Here is a 12,383-nt window from a genome sequence, read left to right as displayed (position 1 = left end):
CTGAAACGGTGATTACTCTCAAAAAGGACGACGACGCCGCCGATCTGACCGGGATCACCAAAATGAGCGTCGGGGTGAGCTGGGACCCCTCTGCCGGGGCCAGCGGCGGACTGCTGGGGATCGCGCGTCGCCAGAAGGGCGTCGACCTGGACCTGATCGCGATCCTGGTGCAGGGTGGCGATCCGGTGCGCTTCGCCGGACTGGACTCCCTCGACCCCCTCGGCAACGGCTCGGTGCTGCACACCGGCGACGAGCAAACCGGCGCGGCCACCGGCGATGACGAGACCGTCCACGTCACCTTCGCCGACGTGCCCGCCGGCATCGACTCGATCGTCTTCGTCGCCGCGGCGTTCAAGAAGGGCTCGTCGTTCATCAAGGCCAACAACGTCTCGTTCAAGATCTACGACGCCACCGGTGGTGACACCCAGCCGGTCGCCGACATCTGGCCCTCGCTGCTGGGCGCCGAGAACGCCAACGCCATCGCCAGGGCTTTCCGCAACGGCGGATCGTGGCAGCTCGAGGTGCTCGACCGCAAGGGCAAGGTCAAGCAGGGCGACATGCAGGCACTGCTGCGGTTCGCGATCCAGTAGCCCGGACGAGCCCGTGGGCGAAGTTCGTCAAGGGCACGCGATTTCGGTGTTCCCTGAATAGTTGCTGCGCTACCGTTTCCAGCATGGACGACATCGAGTTGGATTTGCCGAGCGTCGCTTCTTCCCACAACGCCGGACGGATCCTCGACATCGGCGCGGTCGGACTGCGCAACCCACTACCCGTCGACGGCGAACAGACCCACGCCTACGTCTCCTGCGTCGACGGCACCACCCTGCGGCTGCCGGATTCGCTGCAGAACTGGGCGATGCAGACCCTCGCGGCGAACTTCGACCTCCGCGCCACCGGCCTGCCCTCCCTGTTCCCCTGCCGCTTCGAATTCGGCATCCGCGACGGGGTGGCCTACGCGGTCCCGGTCACCGACCGGGACTCACATCGCACCCAGGCGGCCGGTCAACCCGCCGCCTGATCCGGATGCGCACCGTGTCCCGCCGAGGAGGAAGCGCGTCGTCAGCGCGTCACCCGATCACGGGTAGGTGCACGACCTGGCCCGCGTAGGCCAATCCCGCGCCGAAGCCGAGCAGCAGAGCGGTGTCGCCGGGCCGGGCCGCGCCAGAGCGCAGCAGCTGTTCCATCGCCATCGGGATCGAGGCGGCACTGGTGTTGCCGGTGTCGACGATGTCGCGCGCGATGGCAACCCGCTCGGGCAGATGCAGGGTGCGCACGAGCGCGTCGGTGATGCGGATGTTGGCCTGGTGCGGGACGAAGGCGTCCAGCTCGGCGGCGCTGACGCCCGCGCGATCGAGCGCGTCGCGACACGCCTTCTCCAGGAACGTGACGGCCCAACGGAAGACCTCGGTGCCGTTCATCCTGATGTAGGGGCGCACCGAGGTGCCGCCACTGGCCTCCGCGGCGGCGACCTCGGCGAAGTACTCCAGAAAGTCCTTGTCCTGCTTGATCGCCGAGGTGCGGCTGCCGTCCGAGCCCCAGGCGACCGGGCCGATCCCCTCCTGCTCGGCCGCGCCGACCACCACCGCGCCCGCGCCGTCGGCGAAGATGAACGCGCAGCTGCGGTCGCTGGTGTCGAGCAGATCCGACAGCCGCTCCACGCCGATCACCAGCACGTGCCGCGCCTGTCCCGCGCGCACCAGATTCGCCGCGTCGGCCAGCGCGTAGCAGAAGCCGGCGCAGCCCGCGGAGATGTCGTAGGCGGCGGTGTCGCGCATGCCGAGTTCGGTGGCCACCACCGCACCCGCCGACGGACCCAGCACCATCTGCGAGGACGTCGCGAGCACCACGGCGTCGACCTGCTCGGCGCCCACCGCCGCCGCGGCCAGCGCGTCGCGGGCGGCGGCCACGCTCATCGAGACGATGGTCTCGTCGGGTTCGGCCCAGTGCCGGGCCGCGATGCCCGAGCGGGTCCGGATCCACTCGTCCGAGGAGTCGATCCGGTCGACGATCTCGGCATTGGGCACGACACGACGCGGACGGTAGACACCTAGACCGAGAATTCCCGTGTGAGTGACCGGAACTGCGGTGGCGATAGGGGTGGGCATGGCATCCTCTCCACATGAACCGATCGGTTCATCCAGGAATAGGTCTAGCATGGACCGATCGGTTCAATCAAGGGTTTGGAGGAGATCGCATGGCAGCCGGACCACGCGCCCGACTGATCGAACACACCATCAGTACCGTCCAGCAGCACGGCGTGCACGCAGCCGCGCTGAGTGAACTGCTCAGACGCAGCAACACCTCACGCAATTCGCTGTACCAACACTTCCCTTCCGGCAAGGGCGAACTGGTGCAGACGGCCGCGCGAATCGTCTCGCGGCTGGTGTACTCACACGTCAGCGCCATGGCCGATTCGCTGCAGACGGCACCGTCGGTGCGACAGTGGCTCACCGACCTGCTCGCCTTCTGGCGCGTCCCGTTGGAGAAGTCCGACTACAGCGCGGGCTCGTTCATGATGGCCGCGGCGCTGGACGAGCTCGACCCCGCGGTGCAGTCGATCGCGGGTCAGGCCTTCGCCGAATGGACCGCGCGCCTGGCCGACGGGATCGTCGCGACCGGTATCGAACGGGCCACCGCCGTCTCGCTGGCGGGGTTCCTGCTCACCACCATCGAGGGCACCATCGTGCACAGCCGGGCACTCAAGTCGCCGCATCCGTTCGATCAGGCGGTCACCCAGCTGACCATCCTGCTCGACCACCACCTCTCCCAGCGCTGAGCTACAGGTGTGCGCGCAGGGTCGAGATGATCGTGCGACGGGCGGATGCGCCCTCTCGGCTCGGAGTCAGCGGGTAGACGTGGACCAGACCCGCGCGTTCTTCGTAGTCGACCTCGACGCCGGCGGCGCGCGCCTTGTCCACCAGCAGGCGGGTGTCCGGGTTGAGGATGTCGTAGGTCCCACTGAACACGGTGATCGGGCCGAGGCCGGTGAAGTCACCGAACAGCGGACTCACCATCGGGTTCTTCATGGGCAGCTCGCCGCTCCACAGCTCGCCGAAGACCAGGCCGCCCGCGCGACCGAGCCACGGGTCCAGCGGCAGCACGTCGTCGATCTGAGGGTTCTCCAGGGTGAGGTCGAGCGCTGGCGAGATCAGCACTGTGCGTGGCACTTTCAGCTGTGCGGTGTCGCGCAGGTGCAGGGCGGTCGACAGGGCGATCTGTCCGCCCGCGGAGTCACCGGCCAGGAAGGTGGTGCCATGCCGTTCGGCGCTGTCGGCGACAATCTCGGCGAAGCGCGGAATCACCTGCGCGGCAGTGCCGTTCGGCAGCAGCGGGTAGATCGGCACCGTCACCACCAGCTCCAGCTCGGCGGCCAGTCGAGCCGCCAGATGCCAGTGCTGCGAGGCGATTTCGCCCACCCAGCCGCCGCCGTGCGCGTACACCAGACCGCCGCGCGATGATCCGCTCTTCGGTGTGAGGGTGTAGATCGGCCAGCCACGCTCGTGCGTCACTGCGATCTCGACACCGCGCAGCGCGCGCGGCGGACCGTAGGGCAACGGCCGCAGGCCGCGCTCACGCACGTGCGCCCTGGCGCGGTCGGCGTCGACGTAGTTCCGGTTGCGCCGGGTGAGCCGCAGAAATCCCGGAATCACGTATCTGCTCATCACACCGGGCATCGCGACCTCCTCGACAGCGCGACCGACCGACGCTGTCGGCCGCAGGCCCAAAGGTACCCCGGTCCGGTCGCGCCGGGATCAGGCCAGCGGTTGTTCGGTGATGTCGGTGCGCAGCGAGGTGCCGTTGAGGTCGAGGTAGACCACGCCCTCGGTGATCGACAGGGTCGCGGTGTTGCGGCGGTCGATCAGGGCCGCGGCCTCGTCGATGAACGCGCGGTCGAAGCTGTAGAGCGGGATCGATGCGGCGTTGTGGATCTTCTTGCCCGCGTAGTTGGCGAGCACCTTGGCGGGGTCGCGATGGGTGTAGACCGCGGCGCGACCGGCGAGTTTGCTGCCGCGATGGATGCGGTCGGCATCGGGTGCGCCCACCTCGATCCAGGCGGTGGTGCGGCCGGTCAGATCGCGGATCTGCACGGCGGGTTCGTCGGTGGCGGAAATGCCGCCGTCACTGAACACGATGCCCTCCTCGTACTGCAGGCAGTAGGCGAGGATGCGGGTGAGCATGTATTCGAGGGTTTCGGAGGGGTGGCGAGCGACCCGCAGCTCGAGATCCTCATAGACGCCGCGGTCGACATCGGCCAACTGAACGGCGAAATGGTGCAGGGTTGCGCTGAGTGCCATAGGACTGCCGAGCCTACCGGGCAGTACCACCGCGATCTCGCGCGCACCGCTTGCGCTCCCCCGCCCGGACGGTCAGCATCTCCCCATGCGAATCACCCACGTTTCAGCTCTGGCGGCCGTCTTCCTCACCCTGGGCACGGCATCCGCTGCGGCAGAACCGAATCCGGCCGACACCCCGCGCCAGGCCATCGCCCGCGCCTACCTCGACGCCCTGGTCTCCCACGACGCCAGCGCGGTCCCCTTCGCGCCCGACGCCACCCGCGTCGAAGTCGGCTTCCAAACCGGCTACTCCGGCCCCCAGCTCACCGCCGATCTCGAACACGGCCTCCAGTACCGCGTCATCCAGGGCTACCGCGAACTCACCATGACCGAATCCGGCGACACCGTCACCACCACCTACCTCCTCGACACCGGCATCGCAGGCCACCGCCTCACCACCGTCGAGATCGTCGAGACCTTCGTCATCCCGGACAACGAGATCCAAACAATCGAGGCCACCATCACCCCGGTCCTGTAACTGACTGACAGCCAATTGATTCGACCGGCGCGCCTACTGTGCCCGCGTGGTCTACAGCCCCTCTCCCGCGCTGATCAGTCGGTCTTTTCGAGCAAGGCGCGGGGCGCGGCCAGCCGCCAGGAGTCGGTGATGATGGCCGTGAGCTCCTCCCGGTCGTCGAGCGCGGCGAGGCGGACCCGCACCCACGGATTGCCCGCCTCGTGGGTGGCGATCCAGAATTTGGCGGGTTCGGCGAGGACCAGTTCGTCGCGGTCGACGATCGGGCAGCGCACCGCCATCGAGGTCTCGTCTTCGGGCAGGGTGAGGAACAGCTTGCCCGCCACCTTGAAAACGGGCATGCCCCAGGCGAATTGCTCGGTGGTCTCCGGCAGCGAAGCGACGACGGTACGGACGTCGTCACCGGTGGCTTTCATAGCGCGGATCATGCCAAACGCCGCCGACAACTAGCTCGCGGCCTTCGCCGTCGCGGCGCGAGCGCGGGCGGTGGTGATCCGGCGGCCGATGATGCCGTGACGGGGGGCGAACAGGTAGACCAGGGTGAAGGCGACGCCCTGGGCGACCACGACCATGCCGCCCGCGGCGGTGTCGAGGTGGTAGCTGACGTAGAGACCGGTGACCGCGCACACGACCGAGATGGTGGGGGCGATCAGCAGCATGCGGGAGAAACGGTCGGTGAGCAGGTAGGCGGTGGCACCGGGAATGATCAGCATCGCCACGACCAGCACAACGCCGACCGCCTGCAGGGCGACCACCGAGGTGAGGGCGAGCAGGGCCAGCAGCGCCGTGCCGAGGACGCGGGGATTGAGGCCGATGGCGTGGGCGTGGGTGGCGTCGAAGGCGTAGAGGGTGAAGTCGCGACGCTTGAGGACGAGCGCCGCCAACACGATCGCGGCCAGGATCATGATCTGGACCATCTCACCCCGGCTCACCCCGAGCAGATTGCCGAAAACGATGTGGTTCAAGTCGGTTTGGCTCGGCGTCACCGACACCAGCACCAGACCGAACGCGAACAACGTGGTGAACACGATGCCGATCGCGGCGTCCTCCTTCACCCGGCTGGTGTCGCGAACCACCCCGATCAGCGCGACGGCGAGGAAGCCGAAGAGCACCGCCCCGACCGCGAACGGCCAGCCCACGATGTAGGCGATCACCACACCCGGCAGCACCGCGTGCGAGACGGCGTCCCCCATCAGCGACCAGCCGATCAGCACCAGCCAGCACGACAGCACCGCGCACACCACCGCCGCGGTCACCGTGGTCGCCAGCGCCCGCACCATGAATTCGTAGCGCAGCGGGTCGAGGAAGAACTCTGCGAGGCTCATCGCTGTTCGTCCACGTCGAGCCCGAAGGCCTTGGCCAGATTCTCGGGCCGCAACACCACTTCGGGGTCACCGTGCTCGAGCACCCTGCGGTTCAACAGCACGGCCTCGTCGGCCAACTGCGGCAGCGCGTGCAGATCGTGGGTGGAGACCAGGATGGTGGCACCATCGGCGGCGAGTTCGCGCAGCAGCGCGGTGATGGTGGCCTCGGAGCGCTTGTCGACCCCGGCGAACGGCTCGTCGAACAGCAGGATCGTGGCCTCCTGCGCGATGCCGCGTGCCACGAAGGCCCGCTTCTTCTGACCACCGGAGAGCTGTCCGATCTGGCGATCGGCGAGGTCGGTGAGCTCGACCCTGGCCAGCGCCGCGTCAACCGCGGCGCGGTCGGCCCTGCTGGCGCGGCGAGTGAAGCCCATCTTTCCGTAGCGCCCGGTGAGCACCACATCACGAACCGAGAGCGGGAAACTCCAGTCCACGTCCTCGGATTGGGGCACGTAGCCCAGACTGCCCGCCTTGCGCGCCGCGGTCGGGCCACGCCCGTTGATCAGCACGCGACCGCGATCGGGCGTGACCAGCCCCATGACGGTCTTGAACAGCGTCGACTTGCCCGAGCCGTTCATCCCGATCAGCCCGCACACCCGCCCCGACTTCAAGGTCAGCTCGACCTTGTCGAGCGCGAGCACCTCGCCGTAATGGACTGTCACGTCCTGGATCTCGACGACCGGCGCGGTCATCGGGAAGCTCCGGCGAGCGCGGTGGCGATGGTGGTGGCGTCGTGGCGGATCAGGTCGAGGTAGGTGGGAACGGGGCCGTCGGCCTCCGACAGCGAGTCGACATAGAGCACCCCGCCGAACCGGGCGCTGGTGGCCTCGACCACCCGCTGCATGGGCGCGTCGGAGACCGTCGATTCGCAGAACACGGCGGGCACGCCCCGCTGGCGCACGAAGTCGATGACCGAGCCGATCTGCTGCGGGGTGGCCTGCTGTTCGGCGTTGACCGGCCAGATGTACTTCTCGGTGAGCCCGGCGTCACGCGCGAGGTAGGAGAACGCGCCTTCGCAGGTCACCAGGGCGCGCTGATCGGCGGGCAGCGCGCTGACCGCCGAGACCAGGTCGTCGCGGACGGCGCCGAGCTGGGTCTTGTAGGCCTCGGCGTTGGCGCGGTACGCCTCGGCGTTGCCGGGGTCGAGGTCGCTGAACGCGCGGGCCGTGTTGTCGACGTAGATCTGCGCGTTCACCGGCGACATCCAGGCGTGCGGGTTCGGCTTGCCCCGGTAGGCGTCCTCGCCGATGTCCATCGGGGTGATGCCCTCGGACACCACGACATGCGGCACATCCAGATCGGCGACGAACTGGGCGAACCAGGCCTCCAGGTTCAACCCGTTGTCCAGGATCAGATCGGCCTTGGCGGCCTTCTTGATATCGCCCGGGGTCGGCTCGTAGCCGTGGATCTCGGCGCCGACCTTGGTGATCGATTCGACCCGTAGATGCTCGCCTGCGACATTGCGGGCCATATCGGCGAGCACGGTGAAGGTGGTGAGCACCACCTTGCGATCATCGTCGCGCGCCGCGACCCCACCGCAAGCGGTGAGCGCGAACGCCAGGACACTCAGAACACACGCCGCGAACACCCGGCGCCGACCCGACGCGGATGACCGATGGAACCCAACCTTCATCCCGGAATTATATTGTTAGGCGAGCCGAACTTACAAGTTCAGTCCCCGGAAAAAGGGGGCGAGACGGCTCAGGATGCCCAGGGCGGAACGAAAGTGGTCCCATCGGGCAGTTCGGCGACGAATCCGGCACGAACGGCGACGAGCAGGACCGCGGGCTCGGCAGCCGCGTTGGTGAGCGCGATCATCGAATCCGCCGGGGCCACTGCCGCATCGCCCGGCCGCAGGACCGCGAACTCGCCGTCGATGGTGATCGTCACTTCGCCCGAGAGCAACACGAAAGCCTCCTCCCCGCGGATGCGATGTGGCACCCCGGCCCCGGCCGTGACCTCCGTCTGCCACAAGCACAGCTGCGCGCTGCCCGTGGCCGGACGGATCAGCGAGGTGAACCGCGCGTTGTGCACCTGATGCACCTGCGCGTCGGCGGAACGGAGGCCCGCGCACGGATTCGCCTTCGTGCGCATGGCCCCCGAGGGCGCCACCATCGGCGAGATCGCCGAGCATCTGGGTGTCACCAAACAGGCGGCCAGCCAATTGGTCGACGACCTGGTCACCAGGGGCTACGCCGACCGCAATCCCCATCCACGCGACGCCCGCGCCCGCCTGATCACCCTCACTGGCCGCGGCTGGGCGTGCACGCGCGCCGCGGATGCCGCGCTGGCGGAGTTCGCGCAGCACTGGACCGACACTCTCGGCGCCGCCGCCGTCACCGAACTCGGCCGCTCCCTGGCCCAGGTCGTCGTCCCCGGTCGGGTCCGCCCGAACTGGTGACCGTAACCATTCGGTCCGGCTGCACGATGCGATGAACAGGTAGCCGTTAATCCGAAGAATCGGATTTTCAAAACCTGCGCGAGGTATCGCGGTGCACGGCATACTCGGAATCGAGCGGTGACGCGCCACCGCAGCGCCCCGGGCCCGGCCCGGTCAGCGCCCTCGTCACGCCGCCGTTCCCACGATCTCCGGAGGTCAACCACCCATGCCTTCCCTCGCCACCGTCGCCACGGTCGAGACCATCACCCGCCACAAGTACGAGCGGTTGCAGTACACCGGATCGGCCGGTGTGGTCACCTCGCTCGAGGACGCGCGCCTGGTCGACCGCTGGCAGGTCGACTTTCCCGGCTGGCGGGGCGAGCATTGGGCGTTCGAGGCCGGAACCACCAGCCCCGGACGGCTACGCCCGATCAACGTCGCGACGCGTCAGAACTGATCAGGCGGCGCCCGCGGCGGCCGGTCGGTCAACGATCCGCGGGAACGGGCTCGCCCCTTCCAGCTGGTAGGCCAGGTCGAGCAGGGTCCGTTCATCGCCCCGGCGTGCCGCGAGCTGCACCGAACCGGGCAGCCCGGCCGGCAGCAGACCGTGCGGCACCGAGATGCCCGGTCCACCGCCGACATTGTTGAGCGGCGTGAAGCCCACGTAGTCGACCAGCTTCGCGAACAGCGCGTCGAAGGGCTGGCCCGGCGCCAGTTCGCCGATGCGCGGCGCCGGATGTGAGAGCACCGGGGTCAACAGCACGTCGAACTCGGCGAAATGCTTGTCGTAGGTGGCGGTGCCGCCGCGCAGGCGCCAGGCGGCCGCGGCCGAACCGAACGGATTGCGCTTGGCCAGCCCGATCAGGCCGGTGGTGAACGGGTCGAGCTTGCGTGCGTCGAAGTGTTCGCGATGCCCCAGCCGGAACGACAGCGTCATCGCCGCGGCCATCACCGCCCAGTACAGCTTGAAATCCTCGATGAAGCGCGGGTCCACATCCAGGCGCGTCTCGATGATCTCGTGCCCGAAGCCGCCGAGCACAGTGGCGGCGGAGTCGAGGATCGCGGCATTGTCCGGATGCACCGGGCGTCCGAGGACATCGGCGGTGATCAGCCCGATCCGCAACCGCCGCGCGCTCGGTCCTTCGACCAGACCGACCGGCGCGAGCGTCGGATTCGCCCCGAATCGTTCGACGGCGGCCAGATAGTGCGCGGTGTCGCGCACCGACCGGGTGAGCACGCCCTCGGCGACCAGGTGCACCGGCAGCTTGCGCGCGCCGGGCTGATCGAGCAGGCGGTTGCGGGTGGTCTTCAGCCCGACCAGACCGTTGGCCGCGGCCGGGATCCGGATCGACCCCCCACCGTCGTTGGCGTGCGCGATCGGCACGGCACCGGCCGCGACGAGCGCCGCCGAGCCCCCCGAGGACGCACCCGCCGAGTACTCCGGATTCCACGGATTGCGGGTCGGCGGGCGATGGGTGAACTCGGTGCTCGCGGTGAGCCCGAACTCCGGCAACGTCGACTTGCCGAGCACGATCACGCCCGAGTACAGGAATTGCGCGCCGGGACCACTGGTGACGGTGGCCGCGTGCGGGGTGAACGCGGCCGAGCCGTGACAGCTGGGCAGTCCGGCGATATCGGTGTTGTCCTTGACGAACGCGGGCACCCCGGCGAACACCCCCGCGGTCTCCGGCGCCGAGGTCGCGCGGTCGAAACAGCTGAGCTGGACCGCGTCCAGACTCGGGTCGACCCGGCGGGTACGCGCGATCGCGGCCGCGAGCACCTCGGCGCGGCTCACCTCCCCCGCTCGTAGTGCGGCGGCGACGCCGACGGCGTCGAGCGTGCCGAGTGCGTCGTCGGTGAATCCATGGACCGCGGAGCTCATACCCGCAGGGTAATCCGAGCACGGGGCCCTTCGCAGCGGTAACGAACATCCACACCGACCACTAGGTCTATCGCCGAGTGGGACGAGCTCCGCTGCGGGCAAGCGAACTCGGCTAGACCGGCCCGGCCCGTCATCGATCCCGACACCGCCTATCTGCGCCACCCGCGCAATCGGCTCTGGGTCGCCGAACAGGACGGTGTGATCGTGGCGACCACCGCGATCCGGGCACAAGGACCCGCGCACCCACCGCACCCCGCCGAACTGGCCCAGCGCTATCCCGATGGCACCACCGAACAGGTGCGCTGAGGGGTGCCGCTGGCGCGGTGACGACGTACACGGCACTATCGAGTCCGTGGAACGCATGCACCTCGGACGAACCACCCGATCCGCGGGTGGCACGTCGTGACCGCGCTGGCTCCCGGCGAGAACCGGCCCGCGCCCGGCGACCAGTTGACCGTCACCGTCACCAGTTCGGTGCCGGTCGATGTGTCGGCGCTGCTGCTCAACGCCGCGGGCGTGGTCCGGTCCGACGCCGACTTCGTGTTCTTCAACCAGCCCGTCGGTCCCGGCGTCGTCTACCGGCACGGCAACGGCGGACCCGATGTGGTGCAGGTGCAGACCTCGGCCCTGCCCGCCGATGTCGACCGGGTGGCGGTCACCGCCAGCCTCGACGGCCGCGGACCGGCCACCTTCGCCGGCGTCGGCCGGCTCACCGCGTCCATCGGATCCGGTTCGGCGGCACTGACTTTCCCCATCGCCGGACTCACGACCGAGAGCGCGGTGGTCTGCGTGGAGATCTACCGCCGCGGGGCGGCCTGGAAGGTCCGCGCCATCGGCCAGGGCTACGACGACGGTCTGGCCGGCATCGCCTCGGCCTTCGGCGTGAACCTCGACGACGAACCCGACGCCGCGCCACCTCCGCCTCCACCGCCGCCGCCACCGCCGCTTCCGGCCGATACCCCCGCGCAGCACTCTTCGTTCTCTTCTCAGCAAGGAGCTCCGCCCGTGCACAGCGACCTGTTCGACCCCAAGCACGCCGAGGTCAACGGCCTCGGGATCATGAAGCAGGGCAGCAAGATGATCCGGGTCGGGCTCAACGGCGAGGTGATGGCCCGCGCGGGCTCGATGGTCGCCTACCAGGGTGAGCTGCAGTTCAAGGCCCAGGGCTCCGGCGGAATCGGCCGCGCCATCCGCCAGCAGCTCACCGGCGAGGGTGTGCCGCTGATGAAGGTGAGCGGCACCGGCGATCTGTTCCTGGCCAACAGCGCCGCCGAGGTGCACCTGATCGACCTCGACGGCACCGACGGGCTCACCATCAACGGCGCCAACGTCCTCGCCTTCGACCCGACGTTGCAGTACACCGTCGCCCGCGTCCAGGGCGCCGCCGCCTACGCCTCCAGCTCAGGCCTGTTCAACTGTGTCTTCACCGGCCGCGGCCGCATCGCCATCACCACCCACGGCGTCCCCGTCGTGCTCACCGTCGACCAGGCCACCTACGCCGACCCCAACGCCGCCGTCGCCTGGTCGTCGAGCCTGCAAACAGGCATCAAACGCAACGACTCCTTCGGCCTCGGCCGCTTGATCGGCCGCAGCACCGGCGAAGCGAGCACCCTGTCCTTCTCCGGCCGCGGCTTCGTCATCGTCCAGCCCTCCGAAATGCCCCCGGGCGGCTTCATCGGCGGCACGGGCGGCGGCCAGCAAGCAGGCCACTCCGGCGGCATCTTCGGCTGAGACGCTCAGCCTGTTCGGTCGGCCCTGGTCCGACGCCATGCGGCGATCGTCGGGCCGACCCGGTGTGGTGCGGCGGTGAAGACGTCTTCGACGACCAATCGGCCAGCCCGGCCCCGAGCGGCAGCCCGACACCGAGCGCCACACCGCGCCGCGACACCTCGTTCCCGACCCGTTCGGACCGCAACAGCCATGCCGATACCACCAGACCGACAGTGGT

Annotated in this window: 16 protein-coding genes; 7 read left to right on the top strand and 9 right to left on the bottom strand. The window is 68.9% G+C overall.

The genetic code is table 11. The features are described from left to right. Positions 1-8 precede the first annotated feature (8 nt). Both BOX37_RS05615 and BOX37_RS05610 read left to right on the top strand, forming a co-directional pair. Entirely contained in the window at positions 9-590 is a 582-nt protein-coding gene (locus tag BOX37_RS05615) for a TerD family protein (RefSeq protein ID WP_071926707.1), read from the top strand. Positions 591-673: 83 nt separating this feature from the next. After that, positions 674-1,018 (top strand): hypothetical protein, encoded by a 345-nt coding sequence (locus BOX37_RS05610; RefSeq protein ID WP_071926706.1) that lies wholly within the window; start codon positions 674-676, stop codon positions 1,016-1,018. Positions 1,019-1,067: 49 nt separating this feature from the next. Here the strand turns inward: BOX37_RS05610 and BOX37_RS05605 are convergent, their stop codons facing one another. Next, positions 1,068-2,105 (bottom strand): beta-ketoacyl-ACP synthase 3, encoded by a 1,038-nt coding sequence (locus BOX37_RS05605; protein WP_071926705.1) that lies wholly within the window; start codon positions 2,103-2,105, stop codon positions 1,068-1,070. An 89-nt stretch (positions 2,106-2,194) separates the two neighbouring features. Between BOX37_RS05605 and BOX37_RS05600 the strand changes: the two genes are divergently transcribed. Beyond that, positions 2,195-2,776, top strand: coding sequence for a TetR/AcrR family transcriptional regulator (locus BOX37_RS05600; protein ID WP_071926704.1), 582 nt, complete (start codon positions 2,195-2,197; stop codon positions 2,774-2,776). 1 nt (position 2,777) lies between these two features. Here BOX37_RS05600 and BOX37_RS05595 read toward each other — a convergent pair whose 3' ends face one another. Both BOX37_RS05595 and BOX37_RS05590 read right to left on the bottom strand, forming a co-directional pair. Then, positions 2,778-3,674: an alpha/beta hydrolase fold domain-containing protein gene (locus tag BOX37_RS05595; RefSeq protein ID WP_071931211.1), complete on the bottom strand. Its 897-nt coding sequence runs from the start codon at positions 3,672-3,674 to the stop codon at positions 2,778-2,780. 78 nt (positions 3,675-3,752) lie between these two features. Beyond that, positions 3,753-4,295 (bottom strand): YaeQ family protein, encoded by a 543-nt coding sequence (locus BOX37_RS05590; protein ID WP_071926703.1) that lies wholly within the window; start codon positions 4,293-4,295, stop codon positions 3,753-3,755. Between the two features lie 85 nt (positions 4,296-4,380). Between BOX37_RS05590 and BOX37_RS05585 the strand changes: the two genes are divergently transcribed. Next, entirely contained in the window at positions 4,381-4,812 is a 432-nt protein-coding gene (locus BOX37_RS05585) for a DUF8021 domain-containing protein (RefSeq protein WP_071926702.1), read from the top strand. A gap of 74 nt (positions 4,813-4,886) precedes the next feature. Here BOX37_RS05585 and BOX37_RS05580 read toward each other — a convergent pair whose 3' ends face one another. The 5 genes from BOX37_RS05580 to BOX37_RS05560 all read right to left on the bottom strand — a co-directional run bounded on the left by BOX37_RS05580 (position 4,887) and on the right by BOX37_RS05560 (position 8,267). Next, the gene (locus BOX37_RS05580; RefSeq protein ID WP_071926701.1) at positions 4,887-5,225 is read right to left on the bottom strand and encodes an MmcQ/YjbR family DNA-binding protein; all 339 of its coding nucleotides are present in this window, start codon (positions 5,223-5,225) and stop codon (positions 4,887-4,889) included. Positions 5,226-5,255: 30 nt separating this feature from the next. Then, complete coding sequence (locus BOX37_RS05575) at positions 5,256-6,134, bottom strand: metal ABC transporter permease (protein ID WP_071926700.1); 879 nt, start codon at positions 6,132-6,134, stop codon at positions 5,256-5,258. Continuing rightward, a complete protein-coding gene (locus BOX37_RS05570; RefSeq protein WP_071926699.1) occupies positions 6,131-6,865 on the bottom strand; it encodes a metal ABC transporter ATP-binding protein in 735 nt (244 codons plus the stop codon). Before BOX37_RS05570 ends, BOX37_RS05575 begins: the two co-directional genes overlap by 4 nt. After that, on the bottom strand, positions 6,862-7,806 hold the full coding sequence (locus BOX37_RS05565) for a metal ABC transporter substrate-binding protein (protein WP_071926698.1): 945 nt from the start codon (positions 7,804-7,806) through the stop codon (positions 6,862-6,864). Before BOX37_RS05565 ends, BOX37_RS05570 begins: the two co-directional genes overlap by 4 nt. 68 nt (positions 7,807-7,874) lie before the next feature. Then, positions 7,875-8,267: a cupin domain-containing protein gene (locus BOX37_RS05560; RefSeq protein ID WP_071931210.1), complete on the bottom strand. Its 393-nt coding sequence runs from the start codon at positions 8,265-8,267 to the stop codon at positions 7,875-7,877. On the opposite strand from BOX37_RS05560, the gene BOX37_RS05555 reads away from it, so the two are divergent. Together BOX37_RS05555 and BOX37_RS05550 are read left to right on the top strand one after the other, a co-directional pair. Continuing rightward, positions 8,266-8,574, top strand: coding sequence for a MarR family winged helix-turn-helix transcriptional regulator (locus tag BOX37_RS05555; protein ID WP_071926697.1), 309 nt, complete (start codon positions 8,266-8,268; stop codon positions 8,572-8,574). The two genes, BOX37_RS05560 and BOX37_RS05555, sit on opposite strands and share 2 nt — an antisense overlap. A gap of 205 nt (positions 8,575-8,779) precedes the next feature. Beyond that, a complete protein-coding gene (locus BOX37_RS05550) occupies positions 8,780-9,010 on the top strand; it encodes a hypothetical protein (RefSeq protein ID WP_071926696.1) in 231 nt (76 codons plus the stop codon). Here the strand turns inward: BOX37_RS05550 and BOX37_RS05545 are convergent, their stop codons facing one another. Beyond that, entirely contained in the window at positions 9,011-10,435 is a 1,425-nt protein-coding gene (locus BOX37_RS05545) for an amidase (protein ID WP_071926695.1), read from the bottom strand. Positions 10,436-10,837: 402 nt separating this feature from the next. On the opposite strand from BOX37_RS05545, the gene BOX37_RS05535 reads away from it, so the two are divergent. Then, entirely contained in the window at positions 10,838-12,166 is a 1,329-nt protein-coding gene (locus tag BOX37_RS05535) for an AIM24 family protein (RefSeq protein ID WP_071926694.1), read from the top strand. Positions 12,167-12,383: the final 217 nt, after the last annotated feature.

It is taken from the genome of Nocardia mangyaensis (assembly GCF_001886715.1).
GTDB classification, from domain to species: domain Bacteria; phylum Actinomycetota; class Actinomycetes; order Mycobacteriales; family Mycobacteriaceae; genus Nocardia; species Nocardia mangyaensis.
Note: the sequence above shows the minus strand (reverse complement) of the source record. Positions and strands in the feature narration are given on the sequence as shown.

What these genes read in the sequence shown, in the direction of transcription:
- BOX37_RS05565 (WP_071926698.1), bottom strand. Translation starts at nt 7,806, where the DNA reads ATGAAGGTTGGGTTCCATCGGTCATCCGCGTCGGGTCGGCGCCGGGTG.
- BOX37_RS05570 (WP_071926699.1), bottom strand. Translation starts at nt 6,865, where the DNA reads ATGACCGCGCCGGTCGTCGAGATCCAGGACGTGACAGTCCATTACGGC.
- BOX37_RS05600 (WP_071926704.1), top strand. Translation starts at nt 2,195, where the DNA reads ATGGCAGCCGGACCACGCGCCCGACTGATCGAACACACCATCAGTACC.
- BOX37_RS05550 (WP_071926696.1), top strand. Translation starts at nt 8,780, where the DNA reads ATGCCTTCCCTCGCCACCGTCGCCACGGTCGAGACCATCACCCGCCAC.
- BOX37_RS05545 (WP_071926695.1), bottom strand. Translation starts at nt 10,435, where the DNA reads ATGAGCTCCGCGGTCCATGGATTCACCGACGACGCACTCGGCACGCTC.
- BOX37_RS05610 (WP_071926706.1), top strand. Translation starts at nt 674, where the DNA reads ATGGACGACATCGAGTTGGATTTGCCGAGCGTCGCTTCTTCCCACAAC.
- BOX37_RS05560 (WP_071931210.1), bottom strand. Translation starts at nt 8,267, where the DNA reads ATGCGCACGAAGGCGAATCCGTGCGCGGGCCTCCGTTCCGCCGACGCG.
- BOX37_RS05555 (WP_071926697.1), top strand. Translation starts at nt 8,266, where the DNA reads ATGGCCCCCGAGGGCGCCACCATCGGCGAGATCGCCGAGCATCTGGGT.
- BOX37_RS05580 (WP_071926701.1), bottom strand. Translation starts at nt 5,225, where the DNA reads ATGAAAGCCACCGGTGACGACGTCCGTACCGTCGTCGCTTCGCTGCCG.
- BOX37_RS05605 (WP_071926705.1), bottom strand. Translation starts at nt 2,105, where the DNA reads ATGCCCACCCCTATCGCCACCGCAGTTCCGGTCACTCACACGGGAATT.
- BOX37_RS05590 (WP_071926703.1), bottom strand. Translation starts at nt 4,295, where the DNA reads ATGGCACTCAGCGCAACCCTGCACCATTTCGCCGTTCAGTTGGCCGAT.
- BOX37_RS05595 (WP_071931211.1), bottom strand. Translation starts at nt 3,674, where the DNA reads ATGCCCGGTGTGATGAGCAGATACGTGATTCCGGGATTTCTGCGGCTC.
- BOX37_RS05585 (WP_071926702.1), top strand. Translation starts at nt 4,381, where the DNA reads ATGCGAATCACCCACGTTTCAGCTCTGGCGGCCGTCTTCCTCACCCTG.
- BOX37_RS05575 (WP_071926700.1), bottom strand. Translation starts at nt 6,134, where the DNA reads ATGAGCCTCGCAGAGTTCTTCCTCGACCCGCTGCGCTACGAATTCATG.